General features: G+C 64.1%; 22 protein-coding genes. 7 read left to right on the top strand and 15 right to left on the bottom strand.

Annotated elements, in window-relative coordinates:
- The 4 genes from biuH to NKJ12_RS21135 are packed head-to-tail and all read right to left on the bottom strand — an operon-like array spanning nucleotide 1 to nucleotide 3,915.
- Nucleotides 1–702, bottom strand: a complete 702-nt coding sequence (biuH, locus tag NKJ12_RS21150; RefSeq protein WP_352704827.1) for a biuret amidohydrolase — start codon at nucleotides 700–702, stop codon at nucleotides 1–3.
- Nucleotides 703–716: 14 nt separating this feature from the next.
- Entirely contained in the window at nucleotides 717–1,643 is a 927-nt protein-coding gene (locus NKJ12_RS21145; RefSeq protein WP_352587285.1) for an ABC transporter permease, read from the bottom strand.
- On the bottom strand, nucleotides 1,643–2,767 hold the full coding sequence (locus tag NKJ12_RS21140; protein ID WP_352704825.1) for an ABC transporter permease: 1,125 nt from the start codon (nucleotides 2,765–2,767) through the stop codon (nucleotides 1,643–1,645). Before NKJ12_RS21140 ends, NKJ12_RS21145 begins: the two co-directional genes overlap by 1 nt.
- A gap of 20 nt (nucleotides 2,768–2,787) precedes the next feature.
- The gene (locus NKJ12_RS21135) at nucleotides 2,788–3,915 is read right to left on the bottom strand and encodes a BMP family ABC transporter substrate-binding protein (protein WP_352704823.1); all 1,128 of its coding nucleotides are present in this window, start codon (nucleotides 3,913–3,915) and stop codon (nucleotides 2,788–2,790) included.
- A 322-nt stretch (nucleotides 3,916–4,237) separates the two neighbouring features.
- Between NKJ12_RS21135 and NKJ12_RS21130 the strand changes: the two genes are divergently transcribed.
- Nucleotides 4,238–4,897, top strand: a complete 660-nt coding sequence (locus NKJ12_RS21130) for a GntR family transcriptional regulator (protein WP_352704857.1) — start codon at nucleotides 4,238–4,240, stop codon at nucleotides 4,895–4,897.
- A 3-nt stretch (nucleotides 4,898–4,900) separates the two neighbouring features.
- On the opposite strand, the gene doeB is transcribed toward NKJ12_RS21130, so the two are convergent.
- The 10 genes from doeB to ehuR form a co-directional block, all read right to left on the bottom strand.
- On the bottom strand, nucleotides 4,901–5,902 hold the full coding sequence (gene doeB / locus NKJ12_RS21125; RefSeq protein WP_352704821.1) for a N(2)-acetyl-L-2,4-diaminobutanoate deacetylase DoeB: 1,002 nt from the start codon (nucleotides 5,900–5,902) through the stop codon (nucleotides 4,901–4,903).
- Between the two features lie 5 nt (nucleotides 5,903–5,907).
- The gene (gene doeA / locus NKJ12_RS21120) at nucleotides 5,908–7,086 is read right to left on the bottom strand and encodes an ectoine hydrolase DoeA (protein ID WP_352704819.1); all 1,179 of its coding nucleotides are present in this window, start codon (nucleotides 7,084–7,086) and stop codon (nucleotides 5,908–5,910) included.
- A 38-nt stretch (nucleotides 7,087–7,124) separates the two neighbouring features.
- Nucleotides 7,125–8,117, bottom strand: a complete 993-nt coding sequence (locus NKJ12_RS21115; protein WP_352704817.1) for a cyclodeaminase — start codon at nucleotides 8,115–8,117, stop codon at nucleotides 7,125–7,127.
- Nucleotides 8,114–9,106, bottom strand: a complete 993-nt coding sequence (gene eutB, locus NKJ12_RS21110) for a hydroxyectoine utilization dehydratase EutB (RefSeq protein ID WP_352704815.1) — start codon at nucleotides 9,104–9,106, stop codon at nucleotides 8,114–8,116. The genes NKJ12_RS21115 and eutB overlap by 4 nt, the downstream gene beginning before the upstream one ends.
- Before the next feature lie 10 nt (nucleotides 9,107–9,116).
- Nucleotides 9,117–9,890 carry an ectoine utilization protein EutA gene (gene eutA / locus NKJ12_RS21105; RefSeq protein WP_352704813.1) on the bottom strand — a complete coding sequence of 258 codons (774 nt, stop codon included), beginning with the start codon at nucleotides 9,888–9,890 and terminating at the stop codon, nucleotides 9,117–9,119.
- Nucleotides 9,887–10,546 (bottom strand): ectoine/hydroxyectoine ABC transporter permease subunit EhuD, encoded by a 660-nt coding sequence (ehuD, locus tag NKJ12_RS21100; RefSeq protein WP_352704811.1) that lies wholly within the window; start codon nucleotides 10,544–10,546, stop codon nucleotides 9,887–9,889. The genes eutA and ehuD overlap by 4 nt, the downstream gene beginning before the upstream one ends.
- A gap of 16 nt (nucleotides 10,547–10,562) precedes the next feature.
- A complete protein-coding gene (gene ehuC / locus NKJ12_RS21095) occupies nucleotides 10,563–11,222 on the bottom strand; it encodes an ectoine/hydroxyectoine ABC transporter permease subunit EhuC (protein WP_254819481.1) in 660 nt (219 codons plus the stop codon).
- Nucleotides 11,223–11,408: 186 nt separating this feature from the next.
- Nucleotides 11,409–12,260, bottom strand: a complete 852-nt coding sequence (gene ehuB, locus NKJ12_RS21090; RefSeq protein WP_254819482.1) for an ectoine/hydroxyectoine ABC transporter substrate-binding protein EhuB — start codon at nucleotides 12,258–12,260, stop codon at nucleotides 11,409–11,411.
- A gap of 65 nt (nucleotides 12,261–12,325) precedes the next feature.
- A complete protein-coding gene (ehuA, locus tag NKJ12_RS21085) occupies nucleotides 12,326–13,111 on the bottom strand; it encodes an ectoine/hydroxyectoine ABC transporter ATP-binding protein EhuA (RefSeq protein ID WP_352704809.1) in 786 nt (261 codons plus the stop codon).
- A 122-nt stretch (nucleotides 13,112–13,233) separates the two neighbouring features.
- Entirely contained in the window at nucleotides 13,234–14,619 is a 1,386-nt protein-coding gene (ehuR, locus tag NKJ12_RS21080; RefSeq protein WP_352704807.1) for a MocR-like ectoine utilization transcription factor EhuR, read from the bottom strand.
- Nucleotides 14,620–14,701: 82 nt separating this feature from the next.
- On the opposite strand from ehuR, the gene NKJ12_RS21075 reads away from it, so the two are divergent.
- From NKJ12_RS21075 to NKJ12_RS21060, 4 genes are all read left to right on the top strand, one after another.
- The gene (locus tag NKJ12_RS21075; protein WP_352704805.1) at nucleotides 14,702–15,193 is read left to right on the top strand and encodes an Lrp/AsnC family transcriptional regulator; all 492 of its coding nucleotides are present in this window, start codon (nucleotides 14,702–14,704) and stop codon (nucleotides 15,191–15,193) included.
- A 127-nt stretch (nucleotides 15,194–15,320) separates the two neighbouring features.
- Complete coding sequence (locus NKJ12_RS21070) at nucleotides 15,321–16,814, top strand: NAD-dependent succinate-semialdehyde dehydrogenase (protein ID WP_352704803.1); 1,494 nt, start codon at nucleotides 15,321–15,323, stop codon at nucleotides 16,812–16,814.
- Nucleotides 16,815–16,848: 34 nt separating this feature from the next.
- On the top strand, nucleotides 16,849–18,228 hold the full coding sequence (locus tag NKJ12_RS21065; protein WP_352689619.1) for an aspartate aminotransferase family protein: 1,380 nt from the start codon (nucleotides 16,849–16,851) through the stop codon (nucleotides 18,226–18,228).
- A gap of 9 nt (nucleotides 18,229–18,237) precedes the next feature.
- On the top strand, nucleotides 18,238–19,332 hold the full coding sequence (locus tag NKJ12_RS21060; protein WP_352689620.1) for an alcohol dehydrogenase family protein: 1,095 nt from the start codon (nucleotides 18,238–18,240) through the stop codon (nucleotides 19,330–19,332).
- Between the two features lie 9 nt (nucleotides 19,333–19,341).
- Here NKJ12_RS21060 and NKJ12_RS21055 read toward each other — a convergent pair whose 3' ends face one another.
- Nucleotides 19,342–20,718, bottom strand: coding sequence for an aspartate aminotransferase family protein (locus NKJ12_RS21055; protein WP_352507186.1), 1,377 nt, complete (start codon nucleotides 20,716–20,718; stop codon nucleotides 19,342–19,344).
- Nucleotides 20,719–20,884: 166 nt separating this feature from the next.
- Here NKJ12_RS21055 and NKJ12_RS21050 point away from each other — a divergent pair, with 166 nt between their 5' ends.
- Together NKJ12_RS21050 and ftsZ are read left to right on the top strand one after the other, a co-directional pair.
- A complete protein-coding gene (locus NKJ12_RS21050; RefSeq protein WP_352704801.1) occupies nucleotides 20,885–22,003 on the top strand; it encodes an NAD(P)/FAD-dependent oxidoreductase in 1,119 nt (372 codons plus the stop codon).
- A gap of 220 nt (nucleotides 22,004–22,223) precedes the next feature.
- The gene (gene ftsZ, locus NKJ12_RS21045; RefSeq protein WP_023677189.1) at nucleotides 22,224–23,231 is read left to right on the top strand and encodes a cell division protein FtsZ; all 1,008 of its coding nucleotides are present in this window, start codon (nucleotides 22,224–22,226) and stop codon (nucleotides 23,229–23,231) included.
- The last annotated feature ends 75 nt before the right edge of the window (nucleotides 23,232–23,306 follow it).

Here is a 23,306-nt window from a genome sequence, read left to right as displayed (position 1 = left end):
TCACGGCAGCTGCGCGACGAAGGATGCCGAGTTCGACACCGCGCCGAACACGCCGCCCTGCATCTTGATCATCTTGATCGCGGCAAGATGGTTGCCGTAATCGGTCGCGCCGCAGCAATCCTCCAGCATCACGCATTCGAAGCCGCGATCGTTGGCCTCGCGCATCGTCGTGTGGACGCAGACATCGGTGGTGATGCCGGTCAGCACCATGTTTTCGATGCCGCGCTGGTGCAGGATCAGTTCGAGGTCGGTGGCGCAGAACGAGCCCTTGCCCGGCTTGTCGATGATCGGTTCGCCCGCCGCCGGATAGAGGTCGGGGATGATGTCCCAGCCGGGTTCGCCGCGCACCAGGATGCGCCCGCAAGGTCCGGGGTCGCCGATGCCGGCATTGATGCGGCGCGAGCGCCAGCGCTTGTTGGCCGGCAGGTCGGCGAGATCAGGCCGGTGGCCCTCGCGCGTGTGGATGATGGTGTAGCCCTTGGCCCGCATGGCTGCGAGCACCGACTTGATCGGCTCGATCGGCGCCCGCACCAGCGAAAGATCGTAGCCCATATGATCGACATAGCCGCCCGGCCCGCAGAAATCGGTCTGCATGTCGATGATGATCAGCGCCGTATTGTCTCGCCGCAGCTCGCCATTATAGGGCCATGGATAGGGATCGGCATCGATGTAGCGCTGGGTGATCTCGGCTCTGGCGTTCATCGGAAAAACTCCAGTCATTTGGTGATCGACAATTCGCCCGGCGCGCCGGCAAGCGAGCGGCTCGGCGACGAGGTGGCGATCATGATGATGAGCGTGAGGATGTAAGGCGCGGCGTAGAAGAGGTAGTAGCCCTGCGTGACCCCGACCGATTGCAACGCCGGGCCTAGCGCGCCCGCACCGCCGAACAATAGTGCCGCGGCAAAGCAGCCGAGCGGATTCCAGCGCGCGAAGATGACCAGCGCCACCGCCATCAGGCCCTGCCCCGACGAGATGCGTTCGGTCCAGCTGCCGGGATAATAGAGCGACAGATAGGCGCCGCCGATGCCGGCGAGCGCACCGCCGACACCTGTCGCAAGCAGGCGCACGGTGTTGGGATTGAGGCCCATGGCGCGCGCCGCATCGGAGCTGTCGCCGACGACGCGCACGATCAGGCCGGCACGCGTGTTGCGGAACGCCCACCATAGGAACACGGCAAGTGCGGCACCAATCAGGAACAGGATGTTGACGTTGAGCGCCGCCTGCACCTGCGGGATATCCGACCAGCCACCGAAGGCGATGGCCGGCAGGTCTGGTGCCGAGGGCTGGATGAACGGCTTGCCGAAGAAGAAGGCGAGACCGGAGCCGAACAGCATCAGCGCGATGCCGATGGCGATGTCGTTCACCCCGCGGAATTTGCAGATCCAGCCGTGGAACAGCCCGAAGCAAAGACCGGCACCTGCGGCAGCCAGCAGGCCGAGCCATGGCGAGCCGGTCATCACCGCGACGGCATAGGCGGTCATGGCACCGAAGACCAGCGTGCCTTCGAGGCCGAGATTGATGCGGCCGGAGCGCTCGGTGATGGCTTCGCCAAGCGAGACGAAGATGAAGGGCGTCGAAACGCGGATGGCGCCGCCGAGAATGGCGAGCGGCACGCCCCACAGGCCGATCTCGGTCGCGTCCATCAGGAGCCCCTCTTCCACAGATCGGGATTGAAGACCTTGAAGCGGCCGTAAAAGGTTTCGCTAAACAGGATGACGACGAAGAGCATGCCCTGCAGCACCAGCACGGTGGCGTCGGGCAGGTCCATGCGGCGCTGGATCAGCCCGCCGGAAGCGCCGATGCCGCCGAGCAGGAAAGCGACCGGGATGATGGCGAGCGGATTGTGGCGGGCGAGGAAGGCGACGAGGATGCCCGTATAGCCGTAGCCGGCGGCGAGCGAGGCGTTGGCGCTGCCTTGCACCGCGCCGACCTCCAGCATGCCGGCTAGCCCGGCAAAGCCGCCGGCGAGCCCGGTGAAGCCGACGATCAGCGGCCCGACGGCAAGCCCCTGCACCTGGGCCGCCCTGACATTGCCGCCGGCAATGCGGGCGGCAAACCCCCAGCGCGTCTTTTCGATCAGCAGCCAGGACAGGACGCAGGCGACGATACCGAGGACAAGGCCCCAGTGCACGTCCATGCCTGGAATGTTGCCGATGCGGTAGGCATCCGCCAGCGGCTCGGTCGAGGGTTTGTTGAGCGAGGCCGGATCGCGCAGCGGCCCTTCGACCAGATGGTTCATCACCGCGATGGCGATATAGGCCATCAGCAGGCTGGAGATGGTTTCGTTGACGGCGCGGTAGTGGCGGAGTGCGCCGACGGCACCGACCCAGATGCCGCCGGCGACCACGCCCGCCACGCCCATCAGCAGGATGACCAGAAAAGCCGGCGCGCCATTCACTGCCACGCCGATGGCGGCGGCGGCAACGCCGCCCAGCACGATCGCGCCTTCGCCGCCGATGACGACAAGGCCAAGTCGTGCCGGCAGCGCCACGCAGAGCGCTGCCAATAAAAGCGGTGCTGCCCGCGACAGCGAGTTCTGGATCGAGAACCACGAGCCGAAGCCGCCACGCCACATCGTCTCGTAGAGTTGCACCGGCGATTTGCCGACCAGCGCGATAAATACGCTGAACAGCGCCATGCCGACGATCAGCGCCGCGAGCGGTATGACGAAGGCTTCCGCCCGCCGCGCCGCCCATTCGAGCGCCGCCGGATAATTCCTGGCGCCAAACAGCGCCGGTGCGCCCGCAGTGCCGACCGTGTCTGCCATGGCCCCGTCTCCGATCCGGTTCAGGCGGTCGAACCGACGACGCCCTCGACCAGGTAGTCCATGCTTTCGAGTTCGAGCGCGGTCTCGACGAAGGCTTGGCCCTCGGTCGCGACGACGACGCCCTTGTTGCTCTTCAGCGGACCCTTGATGACGGAAAATCCGCCTTTCATCATTTCGGCCAGCGTGCCGTCGAACTGCTTGCGGGCGGCGTCACCGACGGCGGGGCCGAGCGGGCTCATCTTGACGAAGCCGTCGGCCAGGCCGCCGCGCGTGAAATTGGGCAGCGGCGTGCCGGCCACCAGATCGTCGACGAACATCTTGTAGACCTTGGCCCAGTTCCATTCCGCGCCGGTCAGGTATTTTTCCGGCGCCAGCGGGCTCTGGTTGGCATGATAGCCGCAGACGAAGGCGCCACGCCCGGCCGCCGTCTCGACCACCACCTTGGGGCTGTCGACATGACAGGTGATGACGTCGGCACCCTGGTCGACCAGCGCATTGGCGGCCTCCGCCTCCTTGACCGCCAGCGACCACTCGCCGGTGAAGATCACCTGGCAGGTGATGGTCGGGTCGACCGAGCGCGCGCCGAGCAGGAAGGAATTGATGTTGAGCAGCACCTGCGGGATCGGCTTTGCCGCGACGAAGCCGAGCTTCTTGGACTTGCTGGTGTGGCCGGCGACGACGCCGTTAAGATACTGGCCCATGCCGATATAGCCGAAATAGGAACCGGCATTCATCGGATGCTTGTCCTTGTTCCACATGCCGCCGCAATGGCGGAACTGCACGTCGGGAAATTTCGCGCACATGGCGAGCATGTGCGGATCGAAATAGCCGAACGAGGTCGGGAAGATCAGCGACGCACCGTCGAGATTGATCATCGATTCCATCGTCTTCTGGACGTCGACGGTCTCAGGCACGTTCTCCTCTTCGACCACGGAAATGCCTTCAATCCCCTTCAGCGTGGCAGCGCCTTCGGCATGCGCCTGGTTGTAGCCGTAATCGTCCTTTGGCCCGACATAGATGAAGCCGACGGTGGCCGTCGCCGCGAAGGCCCTGCTGATCGGAAACGATGCGGACGCAAGGCCGAGCGCCGCTCCGGCGGCGGAGGTCTTGAGCAGGTCGCGGCGGCTAAGCATGAATTTCTCGGACATTGAATGCTCCCTCTATGGGGCCTTTGGGGCCGGTTAACACCTCAATGAAAGAAGTGTATGCAATCAGCATGCCAGTTTCAGAAATTGGATTTATTCAGCAATATCAATGAGCGTGCCGATGTGGACTGCACAAAGCCGGAGCAATTGCATACACTTTTTGCCTCCAAAGTCGTCAATTTGACATGAAGGCTAAAACATAGGCATACAGAGCTGCGGAGGAATCGAAGCCGGTGAGTGGCTTGCGGCTCTGGCGAAAAGACTGGACGGAGGAGACGTGTCGGGAAAGCGCAATTTGATCAGGTCGGGCACGACCGTCGATCAGATGGTGAGGGCGATCAGCGACCGGATCGTCACCGGTTTCCTGCGTCCCGGCGAAAAACTCGACGAAGCCTCGCTCGCCGCCCGCTTCGACGTCTCACGCACGCCGATCAGGGAAGCGCTAAGCCGGCTCAGTGCCATGGGACTGGTCGAAAGGCGGCCGAACCGCGGCGCCACGGTCGCCGTGGTGACGCAGGAGCACCTCGCCTCGATGTTCGAGAGCATGGCCGAGCTTGAAGCGATCTGCGCGCGCTTCTCGGCCGAGCGCATGACGGCCGGCGAGCGCCGCACGCTGGAGGCCGAACACCAGGCCTCGGCGCGCTTGGTGCAGCTCGGTGCCGAAGAAGAGTATGAGCTTTTCAACACCGAATTCCACACCCGGCTCTATCGCGGCGCCCACAGCAAGCACATTTATGAACTGACCGTCATGACCCGCGGCCGCCTGGCGCCGTTCCGGCGCGCGCAGTTCATGCTGCCCGGCCGGCTGGCCCAGTCATGGCAGGAGCATGACGCCATCGTCACCGCAATCATGCGCGGCGACAGTACGGCCGCCGGAATAGCCGCCAAGGATCATGTCTCGATCGTCAGCGAGGCGAGCGCCGTCTTTGCCATCGGCGATCGCCCCAAAGGCAGGACCGAGCCGTTCCCGACATCGGCTTCCTAACCATCAATCGACCAGCACGGCGACCACGGCAGCGCAGTCGCCGGCCTTGACCAGCCCCGGAAAATGCCGCGCCGCCAACAGACCGGACATTTTGGCCCGGATCTCCTGCGACGCGCCGCCGGTGCGGCCTATGGAATGGATACGTGCCAGCACCTGGTTCTCTGCCACCGGCTCGCCGAGATCGATCATGGTTTCGATCATCCCGTCGTCCTCGGCGAACGAGAAGCAATCGCCGGACGGCATGTCGAGCCAGCGGGTTGGCTGCATCTCGACCGCGCCGGCGACGATGCCGGCATGACGCAGCACGTTGAGCACGCCGCGACGTGCGATCCGCACCGTTTCCGCGCGCGAAGTCCCGCCGCCGCCAAGCTCGGTGGTGATGAACAGCTTGCCCATCTCTTCGGCGGCAGTGTCGAACATGCCGACCGCGTCGATCTCCAGCATTTTCATCGACCAGGGTGCGGAGAAGGCTTCAACCGCAGCGAAACCCTTCGCTTCCAGCACCTTGTCGGGCCGGATGTGGGCGGCGCAGAACGGCACGAAGTCGAGCGTCTTGCCGCCGGAGTGGAAGTCGAGCGCGATGTCTGTACGGGGCAGAAGCTCGCGCTGGAAATAATCGGCGATCTTCTCGGTCACCGTGCCGTCGGGCCGGCCGGGAAAGCTGCGGTTTAGATTGCCCTTGTCGATCGGCGAGGTGCGTGTGCCGGCGCGGAACGCCGGATAGTTCATCGCCGGCACGATGATGATCGTGCCGCTGACTTGCTTCGGGTCGAGCGTACGGGCGAGATCGAAGAGCGCCAGCGGCCCCTCATACTCGTCGCCATGGTTGCCGCCGGTGAGCAGTGCGCTCGGCCCGTTGCCGTTGCGGATGACGCAGATCGGGATCATCACCGATCCCCAGGCTGAATCGTCGCGGCTGTAAGGCAGGCGCAGGAAACCGTGCTGCACGCCGTCGCGCTCGAAATTGACGGTCGGCGTGATCGGCGACGGGCGAAGGCTTGACATCGGGCTCAACTCTTCACCACCAGCTTGCGCGGCACATTGGCCAGGCACTCGACGCCTGTCTCGGTGATCAGGATGGACTCGGTGATTTCCAAGCCCATCGTCTCAAGCCACAGGCCGGTCATGAAATGGAAGGTCATGCCGGGCTTCAACTCGGTGCGGTCGCCTGGGCGCAGGCTCATCGTGCGTTCGCCCCAGTCAGGCGGATAGGAAAGCCCGATCGGGTAGCCGGTGCGGTTGTCCTTGACGATGCCGTATCTCTTCAGCACCGCGAAGAAGGCGTTGGCGATGTCCTCGCATGTGTTGCCGGGCTTTGCGGCGGCAAGTCCCGCCTCCATGCCTTCCAGCGTCGCCTTTTCGGCATCGAGGAATTCCTGCGTCGGTTTGCCGAGGAAAACGGTGCGCGACAGCGGGCAGTGATAGCGGTTGTAGCAGCCGGCGATCTCGAAGAAGGTACCCTCGCCCGATTTCATCGGCCGGTCGTCCCAGGTCAGATGCGGCGCCGATGCGTCGGCGCCCGACGGCAGCAGCGGCACGATCGCCGGATAGTCGCCGCCGACGCCGTCGACGCCGCGCGTGCCGGCATCGTAGATCTCGGCGACCAGATCACATTTGCGCATGCCGACTTCGATCTTGTCGACGATGCGCTGGTGCATCGCTTCGACGATGCGGGCGGCTTTGCGCATGTAGTCGATTTCGGTCGGGCTCTTCACCGCGCGCTGCCAATTGACCAGCGCCGTAGCATCGACGAAGCGGGCATTGGGCAAGTGCTTCTGCAGCGATGCGAAGGCAGCGGCGGAGAACCAGTAATTATCCATCTCGACACCGATGCTGAGCTTCCCCCAGCCGCGATCGGAGAGCACGCCGGACAGAAAATCCATCGGATGGCGCTCGGTCGACTGCACGTAGTTGTCGGCATAGCCGACGATGTTGTCGTGCGCGAGATAGGCGGTGCGCTTGGCGCCGTTGGCGTCCTGGCCGCGCCCGTACCACACCGGCTCGCCCGAGGGCGGCACGATGACGGCCTGGTGCACATAGAACGACCAGCCGTCATAGCCGGTCAGCCAGGCCATGTTGGACGGATCGCTGACGACGAGCAGATCGACGCCCTTGGCCTCCATCGCCTTCCGCGTCTTGGCGAGGCGCTCCGCATATTCGCCGCGCGAGAATTTCAAATTTGGCTGCATTGTTCTTGGTCCTCGTTTGTTGGGCCTTGCGGCCAGCATCAGCTTTCGAAAATCGTACCGGTCTTGGCCGCACGCGCACGGTCGCGGGCGAGCGTGGCGATTGCCGTGTCCTGCACGCCTGTGCCCGTCAGATCGGCAATGGTGATGTCGCTGTCCGAGCGCCGGCCATGCCTTTCGCCGGCGATGATGTGGCCAAGCTCGGTGATTTCGGCATCGGCCGCCATCACGCCCGCCGCGATAGCATGGTGCAGTTCGCCCAGGCGCCGCGTCTGCTTGGCGCTGTCAGCAACGTAGAGATCGGCCATGCGCAGGATCGCCGGCGCGATCTCGTTCTTGTGCTCGGCATCCGAGCCCATGGCAGTGATATGCTGGCCGGCGGAGACGAAGCCGGGCTTGATCAGCGGCTCGGTCGACAGCGTCGTGGTGACGATGATGTCGGCATCGGCCGCAGCCTTTGCCGCGTCGGGCTCGGCGTGAACGGCGATGCCCAGTCTTTCGGACAATGCGTCTGCCGCAGCTTCGGCCTTGGCGGCATCCCTTGCCCAGATGCGGGCTTCCGTAATTGGCCGCACCAGCATCAGCGCCTCGAGCTGCAGTCCGGCCTGAACACCGGCGCCGAAGATCGCGGCGATGGAGGAGTCCGCCCGCGACAGATGTTTGGCGGCGACCGCACCGGTGGCGGCGGTGCGGATGTCGGTGAGATAGCCATTGTCGAGCAGCAGCGCCTCGACCAATCCGGTTTTGGACGACAGCAGCACCATCATGCCGTTGACGCTGGGCAGGCCGAGCTTCGGATTGTCGAAGAAACCTGGGCTGATCTTGATCGCAAAACCGTCGATGCCCGGCACATAGGCGGTCTTGACGTCAACCTCGCCGTGATGCTCTGGAATGTCCAGCCGCAGGATTGGCGGCATCGCCACCGGCAAGGTAGCGAGCGCCCGAAACGCGTTCTCGACGCAGGCGACGGCATCAAGATCGAGCTTCACGATCTTGCGCAATTCAGCTTCGGTGAGGATCGTCATCCGGCTCATGCTGCGCTCTCCGCAATTGCTTCGCCGCAGATGATCTTGCGGTGCAGTGCCATGTCGATGTTGCGGCCGGACAGCACGAGCACCGTCGGGCCGCTCGCCCTGACCTTGCCGGCAAGCACGGCTGCGATGCCGACCGCGCCGGCGCCTTCGACGATCTCGCGCTCCTGTTCATAGACATGGCGGATGCCGGTGGCGATCTCGTCCTCGCTGAGCAGGATCACATCGTCGAGCAGGTCGCGGCACATCGAGAAGGTCAGCCGGTTGTCGAGGCCGATGCCGCCGCCGAGCGAGTCCGCCAGCGTCGGCAGTTCCTCGACCAGCACCGGATGCCCGGCGTCGAGGCTCGCCTTCATCGCCGCACCGCGCGCCATTGAAACGCCCATCACCTTCGTCGCCGGGCTGACGCCCTTGACGGCAGCGGCAACGCCAGCCGCCAGCCCACCGCCAGACAGCGGCACCAGCACAAGGGCGGCATCAGGAACCTGTTCGATGATCTCCAGCCCGAGCGTGCCTTGCCCGGCGACAATGGCAGGATGGTCGAAGGGCGGCAGCATGATCAGCCCGTCTTCCGCGACCAGCCGTTCGACCTCCCGCTGCGCATCGTCCTGGCTTTTGCCGACGATGCGGATCTCGGCGCCGAGCCGACGGATCTCGTCCAGCTTGTTCTGCGGCACCAGCCGCGACATGCAGATCGTCGCGTGGATGCCTTGCAGTTGTGCGGCATAGGCAAGCGCCCGGCCGTGGTTGCCGGTCGAGGCGGCGACGACGCCGCGCGCCTTCTCCTCTTCTGTCAGCGAAGCGATAGCGTTCGAGGCACCGCGCAGCTTGAAGGCGCCGGTGGTCTGCCGATGTTCGAGCTTGAGATAAACAGGAGCGTCCAAGTGCTGGGAAAGACTCCGGGAAGGAACGGTCGGCGTACGCTCGATCTTGTCTGCGATACGCTCGCGCGCGGCGCGGATATCGGGGAGGCTTATCTGGGAAGCGGTCATGGCTCATCAATCAGTTCAACGGCAGCGTCATCAGACGGCCGAATTCAGGGCGCGGCTCGTCGTCGTCGCAAAGCCGCAGGCAATTCCAGGCCGTCGCCTGGTTGCTGGTGACGACGGGGCGGCCGATAGCCTCTTCCATGCCGACAACTGCCGCCGCCGACCGCAGCGCCGTGCAGGACACGAACAGCGCGTCGGCCTGCGAGGCCATCGCATCACGGGCCAGATCGACCAAGGATTTCGGCGCAATCCGCGCCATCTCGCGATCATCCTCGAAGCCGAGGCAAGTGAAGCTGGCGATTTCGAAACCATGCTCGGTGAAATAGGCCACCATCGGTCGGCTGGTCTCGACCGTATAGGGAGTGAGGATGCTGACCGTCCTGGCGCCCAGCGCCTTCAGGCCGCGCACCCCGGCCATCGGCGGCGTGACCACCGGCACGCCGGGCTTGGCGGCCTGCACCGCCGCCTCGATTTCGGCATCGCCGATCACGACGGAGGCCGAGGTGCAGGAATAGCAGATCGCATCGAGCGGCTCGTCGGGCAGGATGAGGGCCGCCCCCGCCGTCAGTGACGGCTGCATCTTGCGCAAATTGTCCGGCGTCGTCGGATTGGCGTAGGGGATGCGCGCGACATAGACGCCGATGCGGTCGCTTGCCACCATGCGGCGAAAATCCGGTTCGCTGGTATGGTCGGTGGCAAGGATGATCAGGCCGACCCGCTTTTCCAGCGGACGCGCATCGAGCGGCGGCCGGACCGAGCGCAGGTGGATATCGGGTGCAGCGCTCATCGTTCGATCCGCCCATAACGGTGTTCCAACCAGCGCAGCAGCACCACCGAGAACAGGCTGATGGCGAGGAAGAAGGCGCCGACCAAGGTGATCGGTTCGATATACCGATAATAGGTGTTGGCGACGCTCTTGGCCTGGTTCATCAGTTCCAGCACGGTGATCGCCGACAGCAGCGGCGTCTCTTTGAACATGGCGATGAAATAATTGGCAAGCGCCGGGATCATCGGCGGGATCGCCTGCGGAATGATGATGTGCGTCCAGGTCTGCGTGGCATTCAGATTGCAGGCCTTGGCCGCTTCCCATTGGCCGCGCGGCACATTGTCGATGCCGGCGCGGTAGACCTCGGCGGTGTAAGTGCCGTAATGCAGTCCGAGACCGATGACGCCCGCCACCAACGGCGGCAACAGGACGCCGAAATCCGGCAGCACGTAGAAGATGAAATAGAGCTGCACCAACAGCGGCGTGCCACGGATGAACTCGGCAATGAAACCGACGGTGCGCGACAGAGCCCGGTTCGGCGAACGGCGCGCCAACGCAATGCCCAACCCGACGACGGCCGCCAGCACCGAGCCGAGCAGCGTCGCTAGGATGGTGATCTTCACCCCCTCGATCAGCGTCGGCAGGATCTGCCGGACAAAATCCCAATCCCATTCCATTAGCAGGCCCGATCAATCATACGCGCACCCCGTCGAGGCCACGAGCCATGCGGCGTTCCAGCGACCGCACGCCCCAGGAGATGAGCAGCGCCAGGACGAAATAGATGACGAGGATGGTGCTGAACGGCACCAGTGTATTGCCGGTCTGCGAGCGCACCACCTGCGCCTGGAAGGTCAGGTCTGCAAGCGAGATCAGCGAAACGACGGCGGTGGCCTTGAGCAGCTCGATGGCGTTGTTGCCGAAGGTCGGCAGCATCACCAGCAATGCCTGCGGCAGGATGATATGGCGCATGGCTTGCCAGCGGCCGAGATTGAGCGCGGTGCAGGCCTCATATTGTTCGCGGCCGATCGACTTGATGGCGCCGCGCACGACTTCCGCCGCATAAGCGCCGACATTGAGGCCCAGCGCCAGCACGCCGGCCTGCAGCGGCGTCAGCGAAATGCCGGCGAAAGGCAGCACGAAATAGGCCCAGAACAGCTGCACGAAGATCGAGGTGCCGCGGAAGAACTCGATATAGGCGGTGGCCAGCGCGCGCAGCACGAAAAACCGCGACAGCCGCCCCAGCCCGGCAAGAAAGGCCATGACCAAGGCCAGCACCGACCCCATCAGCGTCAACTCGATGGTGACGAGTGCTCCTTGCAATATCAGGCCGAAATAGCCGGACCATTGGGTCATTGGGTCGAGAGTTTCCGCGTTGAATGTCCAGCGAGACGTTGGCTTCAGCCTCCTTCTCCCCGTTCACGGGAAAAAGATGCCGGCAGGCAGATGAGGGGCAGAGCCAGCTTGGCAGAACTTTGTGCTGCCCCTCATCCGGCCCTTCGGGCCTCCTTCTCTCCGTGAACGGGGAGAAGGAAGACCCGCCTATTTCGCCGAGCAGAGCTTGTCGCGGCTCGTCGACATTGCCGCCGCCGCCGAGAAGCCGTAAGGCTCGATGATCTTGGCGAACTCGCCGGACTTCTTCAGTTTCGCCAGCTCGACATCATAGGCGTCGCGCAGCGCTTCGTCGCCCTTCTTGAAGGCTGCGCCGTCGCAATAGACCGGCGCACCGACCACCGGCGCGATGACTTCGAGGTTCGGATCATTGGCTTTCTTGACCAGGTCGTTGATCGACAGCACGGGCAGTGAATAAGCATCGATGCGGCCGTCCTGCAGCATCTTCAGGCCGCTCTGGCCGTCCGGCACGACGATGACGCGCTCGCGCGGCACACCTGCGGTTAGCGCCAGCTTTTCCTCGGTGCCGCCACCCGGTGCGCCGATCGTCGCGCTGGTGTCCTTGGCGACGTCCTCGTAGCTCTTGAAGCCTTTCGGGTTGCCCTTCTTCACCAGCATCGCCTCGGCGTCGCACAGCACCGGTTCCGAATAGGCGACCGCAGCGCAACGTTCCGGCTTCATGAACAGGCCGGCGGTGACGACGTCGAAACGGCCGGCCTGCAAGCCGGGGATCATGGCGCCATATTCCGAGATCGAGGCGACGATATCGTTGACGCCAAGACGTTTGAAGATTTCACGGGCAACGTCAGGCGCCGCACCCGAAACCTTGCCGTCGGCAGCGACCGCCGTATAGGGCGGCTCGTTGGCGATGGCGACGCGGGCAAAGCCTTGCGCCTTGAGCTCTTCGAGCTTGCTGTCGTCGGCCGAGCCGGCCGTCGAGGCGGCCAGCACCGCCGCCAGCGCAATACCGGCGACGCCGGCCAAAATGGCAAATTTCTTCATTGTTCCCAACTCCTTGTTTGTCTGTCTTCTTGGCTTGCTTGAGGCGTCGCCGCCTCGCATGGCAGTCAGACCCGATGTCCGGCCGCAATGATCTTCTTCAGGAAACCTTGCGTACGCTCCTGTTTGGGATGGCGGAAAATCTCGTCGGGCTTGCCTTCCTCGACTATTCTGCCGCGATCGAAGAACAGCACCCGGTCGGCGAAGTCATGGGCGAAACCCATCTCGTGGGTGACCAGCAGCATGGTCATGTCGGTCTCGGCGGCGAGCTTGCGCATGACGTTGAGGACCTCGTCGACGAGCTCCGGGTCGAGCGCCGAGGTGACCTCGTCGAACAGCATGATCTTCGGCGACAGCGCCAGCGCCCGGGCAATCGCGACGCGCTGCTTCTGTCCGCCGGAAAGCTGCGCCGGCATCGCTTTGGCCTTGTCGACCATGCCGACCATGTCGAGCAGTTCCATCGCCCGCTTTTCGGCGGCGGCCCGCGGCACGCCTTTGGTCAGCATCGGTGCCAGCGTCACATTGTCGATGACGCATTTGTGCGGAAACAGATTGAACAGTTGGAAGACCATGCCGATCTTCTGGCGCATCTTTGCCAAATGCCGTTCATCGGCCGTCAGCAGCCGGCCGTTACGCTCGATGTGGTACAGCTGTTCGCCATCGACCTGGATGTGGCCGCTGTCGATGCGCTCAAGCGTCATCAGGATACGCAGGATCGTCGTCTTGCCCGAACCCGATGGGCCGATCAGCGCCAGCTTCTCGCCGGGCATGACTTGCATCGAGAGGCCGTCCAGCACCTTGAAGGTGCCGAAGCTTTTCGAAATGCCGTCGATCTTGATGATGGGCGCCGACAATGAATTTCCCGTGCTGGAGAAGCTATGCCTTTAACGATGCGGATCGCAGCAAATCATGTCAATCAAGAAAATAATATCATGACAATATTTCGAATTCCGCACAATTCCCCGCCATTTGTTGCCTAGATGGCAAGCAGGAGATGCTCGGGATCCCCGAGCAGAAGCTTTGTGACAACGCCGAGACCGGCACGCAGTTCCCCCTCCGTGGTCGAGCCCAGCGAAATCCGGACAGCTGGATGCCAAGGCATTTGCGAAATGCGAAACGACGTGCCGGGCGCAATCGCCACGCCCTGCAGGCGCGCCTGGGACACAAAGCTTTCCTCGCCGCGATCCTCGGGCAGCCGCAGCCAGACGTGAAGCCCGTCGCGATGAGCGCGATAATCCACTCCGGCAAGCACCTCGGCGGCGATGTCCAGACGCCGCCGCAAAGCCAGGCGCTGCCATCGAACGAGTTCCATCGCGGTGCCGTCGGTCACCCATTTGCTGGCGATCTCGGCCACCATCGGAGTCGCCATCCAGTTCGAGACCAGGTGGCGGTTGGCAACCGCGGCGACATAACGATCGGGTGCCGCGAGATAGCCGATGCGCAGGCCGGGTACCACGATCTTGGTGAAGGAGGTGACATAGAGCGTGCGCTCGGGGGCAAACGCCGCGAGCGGCGGCGGCCGGTCCTCGACCAGCGGGCCGAGCACGTCGTTCTCAATGATGGCGATGTCGTGCCTGCGCGCAACCGCCGCGATCTGCTCGCGCCGGGCGGCATCCATCAGCGTTGCCGTCGGGTTGATCACCGAGGGCTGCACGAACACGGCGCGGATGTCGGACAGCCGGCAGGCCTCGTCGAGCGCTTCCGGGATCAGCCCATTGTCGTCGATCGGCAGACCCTCGAGATTGAAGCCGAGATAGCGCGCCAGCGGGATCAGCGTGTGATGGCCGATCGCTTCGGTGGCAACGGTCGAACCGGGCGGCGCCACGCTCATCAGCGCTACCGTCATCCCGGCCGTGGCGCCGTTGGTCAGGCTGATGTTCTGCGGCGACGCGTCGAGGCCGCAGAGCCGCAGCCACTCGACACCCACCGCGCGGTGGCGCGGGAACACCATGTTCGGCCTGAACGACAGCGCCGAGCTCGACGGCAGGTTTTCGGCGAGCCAGCCCAGCGCCTGCCTCAGCCGCTCCAGATGCATCGGTTCGCAGACCGGCTTCAGGATGGAGAGGTCGATGACCTCGCCCAGCCGCTCCGGCAGATAGGGCGGCTCCGGCTCGCGGCGCTGCGTCTGCACGAAGCTGCCGCGGCCGACCTCGCCGGAAACCAGCCCGCGGCGGATCAATTCCTCGTAGGCTCGGCTGACCGTCTGCACGGAAAGTTTCAGATCGTCGGCCAGTTGCCGGTGCGTCGGCAGCCGCGCGCCAGTGGCCAGACGCCCGTCATGGATGGCCCGCGCGAACTGGTCGGCGAGCGATTGATATGCCGGCCGCCGGATAAGAGCGGGATCTGGTCGCCAAAATGTCATGACTTATTAGAGATCGAAATCAGTGCAATTGACAATCGAAATAATGCGTCGTCATGGTGTCAGGCACTGGAAGTGGGTGATCATGGCTGCAGCGAAACTCGATCCGATCGATCTCAAGATCCTCGACGCCATCCAGCGCGACGGGCGCATCACCAAGCTGGCGCTGGCCGAGAAAGTCGGCCTGTCGCCGACGCCGTGCTGGATGCGGCTGCGCAAGCTGGAAAAGGCCGGCGTCGTCTCGGGCTACCATGCCAGGATCGCCGTGCGCGCCATCTCGCCGGTCGCTACCGTGCTGATGGAGGTGACGCTGGCCAGCCACCGCCAGGCCGATTTCGACCGTTTCGAGCGCGTCATCCGCGACATCCCCGAGATCGTCGCCTGCTGGTCTGTCGGCGGCGGCGTCGATTACCTGCTGAAGGTGATGGCGCGCGACATCGATGCCTATCAGCGGTTGGTCGACACTCTGCTCGAACGCGAGATCGGCATCGACCGCTATTTCACCTACATCGTCACCAAGACGGTGAAGGAGGAGAGTGTGCTGCCAGTGGCGGATCTGTGGCCGGCATCTTCCTGATGCCGGAGAGATCGTCTGGCTGGGCAGGGCAATAGAGACAATCTCTCTACGTGCAGGCACGCAAACAGCCTCTCTGTTTACGCGGCAGAGATAGTCTTGCGGCATTACCCGAACCGGGAGCCCGATGATGTCCGCACATTTTGCCCGCTCGCAGCGCCATGAAGCACTTGATCGCCTCGCCGACCGACGGCTGCTGCGCGAACTCGCCTATGTCGCTGGCCACTGGACCGCGAGCGAGACCGCGGAGAGTTTCGAGGTGACCGATCCGGCCACCGGATCTACCGTCGCTTTTGTTGCCGCGCTCGATGCCCGGCAGACGACATTGGCGATCGATGCGGCATCGCGCGCCTTTCCTGCTTGGCGCGCATTGCTGCCGCAGGAAAGGTCGAAAATCTTGCGAAAATGGTTCGATCTGATCGTCGCCGCCAAGAATGACCTGGCTCTGCTGATGACGCTCGAACAAGGCAAGCCGCTGAAGGAATCGCTCGGCGAGATCGACTATGCCGCCTCTTTTGTCGAATGGTATGCCGAGGAGGCCAAACGTCTCAACGCCGAAAGCGTCACCAGCCATCTGCCTGATACCGAGATGATGGTGCGGCGCGAGCCGCTTGGCGTCGTCGGCGTCGTCACGCCGTGGAATTTTCCAGCGGCCATGCTGACCCGCAAGGCGGCTGCCGCCCTTGCCGCCGGTTGCACCATCGTCGCGCATCCTTCCTCGGAAACGCCGCTGTCGGCACTGGCGCTGGCCGAGCTTGGCGAACGCGCCGGCCTGCCGGCTGGCGTTTTCAACGTCCTCACCGGCAGGGCTTCGACTATCGTTGGGCGGATGTGCGAAGACCCGCGCGTTCGCGCCATGAGCTTCACCGGCTCGACCGAGATCGGCAGGCTGATCGCCGCGCAGACTGCGCCGACGATGAAGCGTCTGGTGATGGAACTCGGCGGTCATGCGCCGCTGATCGTCTTCGCCGACGCCGATCTCGACAAGGCTGTCGCCATTGCGGTCGACGCCAAATTCGCGACCTCCGGCCAGGACTGCCTCGCCGCCAACCGCATCTATGTCCAGCGTCCGCTCTACGATCGGTTCTGCGCTGCTTTCGCCAAACGCGTCGAGGCATTGCGGACCGGCAATGGCCTGGCTGACGACACCGAAATCGGACCCTTGATGCACGAACGCGCCGTCAAGAAGGTCGAGGAGCAGGTGGCCGATGCGCTCGCCAAAGGCGCGCGCTGCCTGACCGGTGGCAAGCGCCATTCCGCCGGGCCGCTGTTCTACCAGGCGACCCTGCTTGCCGACGTGAGAGACGACGCCCTGATCATGCGCGAGGAAACCTTCGGTCCGGTTGCTGCCGTGACGCCCTTCGACAGCGAAGAGGAAGTCATCGCCCGCGCCAATGCCACCGAATACGGCCTCGTCGCCTATGTCGTCACCGAAAACGGCGGTAGGCAATTGCGCATGGGCCGCGCGCTCGACTATGGCATGGTCGCCATCAACCGCGTCAAGATCACCGGCGCGCCGATCCCTTTCGGCGGCGTCAAGCAGTCCGGCATCGGCCGCGAGGGCTCGCGTCACGGGCTCGAAGCCTTTACCGATCTCAAATATCTCTGCCTCGACGTGGCGTGAGCCGCGCCCGACACTTTCCCTCAGGAGTAGAAAAATGCTCGACCAGTCAAACGAACTCGCCGCCTGGGACCGCGATCACTTCTTCCATCCCTCGACCCATATGGGCACCCACGCGCGTGGCGAGAGCCCGACCCGTGTGATCGCCGGCGGCGAAGGCGTCACCATCTGGGACAACAACGGGCGCAAGAGCATCGATGCCTTCGCCGGACTCTACTGCGTCAATGTCGGTTATGGCCGCCAGAAGATCGCCGACGCCATCGCCGCGCAGGCCAAGAATCTCGCTTATTACCATGCCTATGTCGGGCACGGCACCGAGGCGTCGATCACGCTCTCCAAGATGATCATCGACCGAGCGCCGCAAGGCATGTCGAGGGTCTATTTCGGGCTCTCCGGTTCAGACGCCAATGAAACCAACATCAAGCTGATCTGGTACTACAACAACGTGCTCGGCCGGTCCGAGAAGAAGAAGATCATCTCGCGCTGGCGCGGTTATCACGGCTCCGGCATCATGACCGGATCGCTGACCGGCCTCGACCTGTTCCATAACGCCTTCGACCTGCCGCGTGCGCCGGTCATGCACACCGAGGCGCCCTACTATTTCCGCCGCGCCGACCGCTCGCTGAGTGAAGAGCAGTTTTCGCAATACTGCGCCGACAAGCTCGAGGAGATGATCCTCGCCGAAGGGCCGGAAACGGTCGCCGCCTTCATCGGCGAGCCGATCCTCGGCACCGGCGGCATCGTGCCGCCGCCGGCCGGCTATTGGGAAAAAATCCAGGCGGTGCTGAAGAAATACGACGTGCTGCTGGTCGCCGACGAGGTCGTCACCGGCTTTGGCCGGCTTGGCACCATGTTCGGCTCCGACCACTACGGCATCAAGCCCGACCTGATCACCATCGCCAAGGGCCTGACCTCGGCCTATGCGCCGCTCTCCGGCGTCATCGTCTCCGACAAGGTGTGGCAGGTGCTCGTCCAAGGCTCCGACAAGCTCGGCTCGCTCGGCCATGGCTGGACCTATTCGGCGCATCCGATCTGCGTGGCCGCCGGCGTCGCCAACCTGGAACTGATCGACGAGATGGACCTGGTGCGGAACGCCGGCGAGACCGGCGCCTATTTCCGCGCCGAGCTGACGAAAGCCGTCGGCGGCCACAAAAACGTTGGCGAGGTGCGCGGCGACGGCATGCTGGCGGCAATCGAGTTCGTCGCCGACCGGGACGACCGCGTGTTCTTCGACGCCTCGCAAAAGATCGGACCGCAGGTCGCGACCACCCTTGCGGCAAGCGGCGTCATCGGCCGCGCCATGCCGCAGGGCGACATTCTCGGTTTCGCGCCGCCGCTCTGCCTGACACGGCAAGAGGCCGACATCGTCGTCTCCAAGACGGCCGACGCGGTGAAGAGCGTGTTTGCCAGCATCTGAAGAACCGACATGAATGCCATGACCAAAACCCTCCCCACCACCATGGCCGCCGTGCAGCTGATCGGGCACGGCGGGCCGGAAAAGCTCGTCTACCGCACCGACGTCCAAGTGCCCTCGCCCGCTCCGGGCGAGGTGCTGGTCAAGGTCACCGCTTGCGGCATGAACAACACCGATGTCTGGGTGCGCCAGGGCGCCTATGGCACTGAGGAGGATGCAGCCGCCGTCTCGACATGGCGGCGGCAAGGCAACACACTGACCTTCCCGCGCATCCAGGGCACCGACACGGTCGGCAACATCGTTGCCGTCGGCGACGGCGTGTCGCCGGCCCGCATCGGCGAGCGGGTGATGGTCGATTTCTCCATCTACAATCGCGACGACGATTCACTCGCCGACATCGACTATATGGGCCACGGCCGCGACGGCGGCTATGCCGAGTACCAGACAGTGCCGGCCGAGAACGCCCATGTCGTCAGCACCGATCTGAGCGACGTCGAACTTGCCACTTTCTGCTGCGCCTATCTCACCGGCGAGCAGATGCTGGAACGCGCCGCATTGAAAGCCGGCGAGCGCGTGCTGGTCACCGGCGCCTCGGGCGGCGTCGGCTCAGGCATCGTGCAGCTGGCGCGGGCACGCGGCGCCATTCCCTATGCGGTTGCCGGCAAGGGCAAGGAACAGGCCGTGCGTGACATCGGCGCCGAGGCGGTGATCACCCGCGGCGTTGCCGATCTGCCGGCCGCCGTCAACGAGGCGACCGGCGGCCGGCCGATCGACGTGGTGGCCGACCTCGTCGGCGGCGCGATCTTCAACGACCTGCTGCGCATCCTCAGGCCCGAAGGCCGCTACACGACGGCGGGCGCGATTGCCGGCCCGGTCGTGCAGCTCGATCTGCGCACCATGTATCTGAAACAGCTCCAACTGCATGGCTCGAGCCAGGGCACACGGGCGGATTTCCGCCGCATCGTGCGCTACATCGAGGAGAAGAAGATCCGGCCGCTGGTCGGCGGCGTCTACAAGCTCTCCGATTTCCATCGCGCCCAGGCCGATTTCATCGCCAAGGATTTCGTCGGCAAGCTGGTGGTCGTACCGGATGCCATCGGCCGCTGAATAGCCTGATCAGCTTTGTGGTCGCACCTGCTTGGCGGCGGCCTCGAGCGACCGTTCAAACGCGTCGATCACCTGGTCGACCTGCGGCTCGGTGATGATCAGCGGCGGGCAGAAAGCCAGCGCATCGCCCATATTGCGCGAGATGACGCCGTTCTGCTGCATGAAGCCGTTGACGAGCCCGCCCAGTTCACCGGTCTTCCCCCACGGCGCCTTGTTCGCCTTGTCGCCGACCAGTTCGACCGCCGCGATCAGGCCGATGCCACGCACCTCGCCGACAAGCGGGTGCGAAGCGAGCGTGCGCAGCCGCTTCTGCATATGCGCGCCGACCGCACGCGCATTGCCGACAAGGTCGCGCTCCTCGATCAGCTTCAGGTTCTCGAGCGCGACCGCTGCCGCAACAGGATGGCCGCCGCCGGTGAAGCCGTGGCCGAAGGTGCCGATACGATTGCTTTCGTCGGCAATCGGCTCGAACACCTTGTCGTTGATCAGCAGGGCTGAGATCGGCAGATAGGACGAAGAGATCTGCTTCGACAGCACCATGATGTCGGGCCTGATGCCGAAGGTCTGCGAGCCGAACATCTCACCTGTTCTGCCGAAGCCGCAGATCACCTCGTCGGCGACCAGCAGGATGTCGTATCTCGACAGCACCGCCTGTATCTTCTCCCAGTAGCCGGAAGGCGGAACGATGACGCCGCCGGCGCCCATGATCGGTTCGCCGAAAAAGGCGGCGATGGTTTCCGGTCCTTCGGCGAGGATCAGCGTTTCCAGCTCGTCGGCAAGCCGCGTCGAAAACAGCTCTTCGCTTTCACCCGGCAGCGCCTCGCGCCAATGGTGCGGCGTCGAGGTATGCAGCACATTGGCAATCGGCAGGTCAAAGGAGGTGTGGTTGTTGGGCAGTCCGGTCAGGCTTGCCGAGGCGATGGTGACGCCGTGATAGCCCTTCTTGCGGCTGATGATCTTCTTGCGCGCCGCCTGGCCGAGCGCATTCGACCGGTACCAGATCATCTTCATGGCCGTATCGTTGGCCTCGGAACCGGAATTGGTGAAATACGCCTTGCTCATCGGCACCGGCGCCATCTGCACCAGTCTCTCGGCGAGATCGATCAGCGGCGAATGCGATTTGGAGCCGAAATCGTGATAGTAAGGCAGCTTCGACATTTGCCGTACTGCCGCATCGACCAGCCGCTTCTCCGAAAAACCGACCGCGACGCTCCAGAGCCCCGCCATCGCCTCGATATAGCGGTTGCCGGCAAGGTCCTCGACATAGATGCCGTCGCCCTTCTCGATGACGAGCGGCCCCGACTCCTGATGCTTGCGCGCATTCGTATAGCCATGCATGTGAAAGCTTATGTCGCGGGCTTCGGGTGAATTCGGTCGTGCGTCCATGACGGCTCCTGTGCTGCACGCGGAACAGTCCTGCCCCCGGTCCGGCTCGGCAGGTCCCCGTGCGTTATGCCGTTTGATGCATCTTTCTCGAACGGTATAGTGTCAAGCGCTTTCGACAGGGCCAGCGGATGGGTGGACGCATGCAGAACTTCGGCTTGACCTAACCGTGGACCATGTCGACTGCATTGTCGCCGGCGCCGGTGTTGTAGGCCTGGCGATCGCGCGAGAGATGGCGCAGCGCGGCATCGATACGCTGGTCCTGGAAGCCGAGAACGCTATCGGCACCGGGACAAGTTCGCGCAACTCCGAGGTCATCCATGCCGGCCTCCACTATCCGGTTGGATCGCTGAAAGCCCTGTTCTGCGTGGCCGGCCGGGAAAGACTCTATCGCTATTGCGAGGAGCGGGCGATCCCGCACGCGCGCTGCGGCAAGCTCATCGTTGCCACAAATGCCGAACAGGAGCCGGTGCTCGCCTCAATCCGGGCCAATGCACGCGCTTGCGGCGCCGGCGACCTGGTGCCGTTGCGCGAAGCCGAGGCGCATGCGCTGGAGCCCAGCCTTAGGTGTACGGCAGCGTTGCTGTCGCCGGCCACCGGGATCATCGACAGCCATGCCCTGATGCTCGCCTTGCTGGCTGATGCCGAAGCGCACGGGGCGGCACTTAGTCTCAACACGCGCATCGCCTCCGGCCGCATCGAAGCGGGCCGCGTCGTGCTCGAGACGGTGGACGCTGCAGGCGGCGAGCGCTTCGAAATCACCACTCCGCGTTTCGTCAATGCCGCCGGGCTTGGCGCGGCAGCACTTGCAGGTTCGCTAGAAGGGCTCAATCAGCAATTCGTGCCAAAGCTCCATTATGCCAAGGGCAATTATTTTTCGGTGATCGGCCGGGCACCGTTCTCGCGATTGGTCTATCCGGTGCCCGAACCCGGCGGGCTCGGTGTTCATCTGACGGTCGATCTCGACGGCGTCACCCGCTTCGGGCCGGACGTCGAATGGATCGATCAACTCGACTATCGCGTCGACCCGGCTCGTGGCGAGCGCTTCTACAGCGAGATCCGCAAATACTGGCCGGACCTGGCCGATGACAGCCTGCAGCCCGCTTACAGCGGCATCCGGCCAAAACTGTCCGGTCCCGGTGAGGCCAATGCCGACTTCTTCATCCAGGACGTGGCGGTGCACGGCGTGGATAGCCTGGTCAACCTGTTCGGCATCGAAAGCCCCGGCCTGACCTCCTGCCTGGCGATTGCCGACCATGTCGCGCAGTGCCTCGCGCCGAACTTGTAGCGTGCGGCGCCCGCGCAACGATCTGCACTGTATCAAGGCGCATTGCGTGAACTTTCAGGCGCAAGTCGCCTATGAGGCACATCGCGCACTTGCAGCCCGCTCCGCGCTCTGATTCCCTGCATTCTGGGCTGTCCTGATTCGCACTGCCCGGTTCAAAGTTTTCGCAGTGCGCCCGGAACAAGCTTCCAGCGACCACTCGGCGTATCCAGGGAGAACGGCAATGAACACCGCGACGAGGCCGGTAATCTCGGAGATGAGGCCCAAGATCACCGTCGTCGGGGTCGGCGGCGGCGGCGGCAACGCCGTCAACAACATGATCGCCGAAGGCCTGCAGGGCGCGGAGTTCATCGTCGCCAACACCGATGCCCAGGCCCTTGCCATGTCGAAGGCAACGAGGCTGATCCAGTTGGGCGCTCATATCACCGAAGGTCTCGGCGCCGGGTCCCTGCCCGAGGTCGGCCGTGCCGCGGCCGTGGAATCCATCGACGAGATCATGGATCACCTTGCTGGAACGCATATGTGCTTCGTGACCGCCGGCATGGGAGGCGGAACCGGCACCGGTGCCGCGCCTGTCATAGCGCAGGCAGCACGGGCAGCCGGAATACTGACCGTCGCCGTCGTTACCAAGCCATTTGTCTTCGAAGGCAGGCGCCGCATGTACGCTGCCGACGAGGGCATCGAGCGCCTGCGCGAAAGCGCCGATACCGTCATCGTCATCCCCAACCAGAACCTGTTCAGGATCGCCGACGCCAGAACCACGTTCGCCGACGCCTTCGCCATGGCCGACCGGGTTCTTTATGCGGGTGTCGGCTGCATCACCGATCTGATCGTCAAGGAAGGCCTGATCAATCTCGACTTCGCCGATGTAAAGTCGGTGATGCGCGACATGGGCCGCGCCATGATGGGAACCGGAGAAGCCGCAGGAGAAGGCCGCGCCAAGAAGGCGGCGGAAGCGGCAATCGCCAACCCGCTGCTCGACGAAGCTTCGATGATGGGCGCCAAGGGCGTCCTTGTCTCGATATCGGGCGGCATGGACATGACGCTGTTCGAGGTCGACGAAGCCGCTACCCGCATCCGCGAGGAGGTCGACAACGATGCCGACATCATCGTCGGCGCCATCTTCGACAAGGCACTCGCCGGAAAATTCAGGGTATCGGTCGTAGCGACCGGCTTGCGGCGTGGCCTGGAGATTCCGCTGCTGGCCGAACCGGAAGTTCGCATGAACTGAACGCGTATCGCGTGCAACTCGCTCAGCCGACTGCCAGCCTCGCGTCACCAGGGCCGCGCGCCGTCGATGACTTCC

This window comes from Mesorhizobium sp. M0195, assembly GCF_040322115.1.
In the GTDB taxonomy this organism is placed as follows: Bacteria; Pseudomonadota; Alphaproteobacteria; order Rhizobiales; family Rhizobiaceae; genus Mesorhizobium.
The sequence above is the reverse complement of the archived record's forward strand: the minus strand, read 5'-3'. Positions and strand labels throughout refer to the sequence as shown.